The sequence below is a fragment of the Paenibacillus forsythiae T98 genome (genome assembly GCF_000520735.1).
GTDB classification, from domain to species: domain Bacteria; phylum Bacillota; class Bacilli; order Paenibacillales; family Paenibacillaceae; genus Paenibacillus_AQ; species Paenibacillus_AQ forsythiae.
In genome coordinates, this window is record NZ_ASSC01000002.1 from 1 (window position 1) to 2,935 (window position 2,935).

Here is a 2,935-nt window from a genome sequence, read left to right on the forward strand (position 1 = left end):
CGGCTCCGGGGAAGGGCTGTGCTCGCCGTCCAGGGCATCCTTCTCGTGCTGATGTTCGCGCTGTGGGAGGCCGCCGCCAGACTGGGCTGGATCGACCGGCTGCTGTTCAGCTATCCGTCCAAAGTGTTTTGGCAGATCTATACCAATATGGCTGACGGCAGTCTGTGGCAGCATTTGGGCGTTACCGTAGGGGAGACTGCCGCCGGATTTGTGCTTGGCACGCTTCTCGGCACACTGCTGGCTGTTGCGATCTGGTGGTCGCCCTTTTTGTCGGCGGTGCTTGATCCTTACATGGTTGTGTTCAACAGCATGCCGAAGGTGGCGCTCGGCCCGATCTTTATTGTCATGTTCGGCGCCGGATTCACGGCGATCGTGGTCACGACGCTGTCCATTACGATTATTGTCACGACGCTGGTCGTGTACAACAGCTTTTGCGGGGTTGACCCCAATCTGGTCAAGGTGGTCAGGTCGTTCGGGGCGAACCGGACACAGGTATTTTTCAAGGTCATCCTTCCGTCCTCGTTCCCGGCCATCGTCTCCACGCTGAAGGTGAATGTCGGCATGTCCTGGGTGGGCGTCATTGTCGGCGAGTTTCTGGTCGCGAAATCCGGACTCGGCTATCTCATCATATACGGGTTCCAGGTCTTTAATTTCACGCTTGTCATGTCCAGCCTGTTGATTATCGCTTTTGTCGCCACCGCCATGTACCAGCTGGTCGTATACATGGAGAAGGCGCTCTTGTCCCGGCGGTGACGCGCCCCTTGAAAGTGTTGTGCGTTTTCAGAAAATCAAGTACCATGAAACGTATCGGCAAGCTGAAGTATTCGAGCCAGGTGCGGCTGAGCCACATGCGCCTGGGCTTCGGAGCAAAATAGTTAAAGCGGGGGAATTTCATGGGGTTTCGCGTAGTGAAGACGGCGGCGGCGACGCTGCTGTCTGTTTTGCTGGCTGCGGCTGTAGGCATTCCAAATGCTCAGGGCGCCGGGCTGCTGGCCATTCTCGGGGTTGAGGTTACCCGGAAAAGAAGCGTGCGGACGATCACGGCTCGTTTTTTCGCCTCACTGGTCGGTCTGTTGGTTGGCTGGGCGCTGTTCTGGCTGCTCGGTTTTCATTACTGGGTGCTGGGACTCTTTGTTCTGTTCAGCTTTCCGCTGATCGTACGCGCAGGCTTCAGGGAAGGGATTGTCACAAGCTCCGTCATCGTCTTTCGCGTGTTTGGACAAGCCGAGCTGAGCCTGGAGGTGCTGATCCAGCAGGTGGAGCTGCTGGCGATTGGACTCGGGTCGGCCGGACTCGTCAATCTGATCTACATGCCAAAGAGCGATGAAATGATGTACGGGATACGCAGAGAGGTGGACGGGCTGTTCTCGATTATTTTCAAGCAAATTTCGAGCACGCTGCATGATCCGCAGTACATATGGGACGGCAAGGAGCTGATCCAGGCGGGCAGCGCGGTTCAGCGCGGCCTGACGGCCGCGGCCAGGGAGATGGAGAACCGTGTCATTCATCCGGATGAGGCGTGGAACGTCTATTTTTACATGCGCAAGGAGCAGCTTGAATCGATTCAGAATATGATCCAGCTGCTCTCCCAGGTATATCATCATTTGCCGCATGGCGAAATGGTCGCCGAATTGTTCGAGCAATTGAGCAACGACGTGCTGAATGAACAGTACACGGGCAGAACGGAGAAGCTGCTGAACTCGCTGGAGCAGGAGTTCCAGGGAATGAGGCTGCCGTCGACGCGTGTGGAATTTGAAGTCCGCTCGGCCATTCTCCAGCTCTGCCGGGAGCTGACGCTGTATCTCAAGATAGCCAAGCAGTACAAGGCGCCGATCGTCGGGCAGCAGATGCTTCGCCAGACTTCGGCGGCCGGAAGACGTTAGCGCCTTTCTTTATCCTTTATTTTCTATTTTCTGAAAAAACGAAAGAGACGGCTTTGCTTCCCTTTATGGGAGGCGGCCGTCTCTTGTTTTGGCGCAAAACACGGGAAAAACGCCGAAAACGGGAGTCTGCGCTCATTTATCAAAATCGTCAACTTATCCAAAAATAGTTGTCACTCTGGGCCTTTGCCCTGCATACACTTGATAGTGAATGATTGTATGGAGGAGGTTCAAAGATGTCATTAGGCCATAAACGCCAAACAAGGGAGATCATTACGAAAGCAATTTGCGGCAAGGGTCGTAAGTTCTCCACCGTAACCCATACCGTGACTCCGCCACATCATCCGACTAGTATTCTGGGGGCTTGGATCATCAACCACCAATACGAAGCGGTTGCCGCCGGGAACGGAATCGAGGTAATCGGCACTTACGATATCAACATCTGGTACTCGTACGACAAGAACAAGCAGACCGAGGTGGCGAAAGAGACGGTTTCCTATGTGGAGCCGATTTCGCTCTCTTACCTCGACCCGAAGCACCGGGCTTCGACCGTAGAGGTCTCTGCGGAGGCAACGCAGGAACCCAACTGTGTGGAAGCGGGGGTAGCTCCGGGCGGAGGCAGCGTAACGATCCGGGTCGAGCGCGAATTCGAGGCCGAGCTGGTGGCAGAAACCAAGCTTCGCATCTATGTCAGCGACCGGGACAGCGATCCTGAAGACAAGGATTACGACTTTGAAGCCGAAGGCTTCGATTATGAGGATCTCGACCCCGACGCGCTGGATGATGAGCTGTAAGGGCGATGCGCCGCCGCAAAAAAGCGGATATGTTCCATTATATGTGCCGGGGGCGGCGGCGTAGAGGGCGGATGCCCTCCTTTTTTTGCTTTTTTTTGAAGGGAGCGCAGCGGGAGGTTGAATATGAACGATGAGTCCGGTGTATATCATGCTTTGACGCCCGAGGGCAGGGAGCGGCGGCTTCGGCGCAGCGGGATTGCGGCTTCTTTTGCCTCCGGGGACGGAGGGGGAACCCGGTCTGGCGCAGCCGGCGGCCTGCCG

3 protein-coding genes are annotated in these 2,935 nt (G+C 55.9%); all 3 read left to right on the forward strand.

Features of this window, described 5'->3' with window-relative positions:
* A partial coding sequence (locus tag L692_RS0100010; RefSeq protein WP_025696035.1) for an ABC transporter permease occupies positions 1-753 on the forward strand: 753 nt, incomplete at its 5' end.
* Positions 754-893: 140 nt separating this feature from the next.
* Positions 894-1,883, forward strand: a complete 990-nt coding sequence (locus tag L692_RS0100015) for an aromatic acid exporter family protein (protein WP_025696037.1) — start codon at positions 894-896, stop codon at positions 1,881-1,883.
* Positions 1,884-2,116: 233 nt separating this feature from the next.
* Positions 2,117-2,674 carry an outer spore coat protein CotE gene (locus L692_RS0100020; protein ID WP_025696039.1) on the forward strand — a complete coding sequence of 186 codons (558 nt, stop codon included), beginning with the start codon at positions 2,117-2,119 and terminating at the stop codon, positions 2,672-2,674.
* Positions 2,675-2,935: the final 261 nt, after the last annotated feature.

What these genes read in the sequence shown, in the direction of transcription:
- L692_RS0100020 (WP_025696039.1), top strand. Translation starts at nt 2,117, where the DNA reads ATGTCATTAGGCCATAAACGCCAAACAAGGGAGATCATTACGAAAGCA.
- L692_RS0100015 (WP_025696037.1), top strand. Translation starts at nt 894, where the DNA reads ATGGGGTTTCGCGTAGTGAAGACGGCGGCGGCGACGCTGCTGTCTGTT.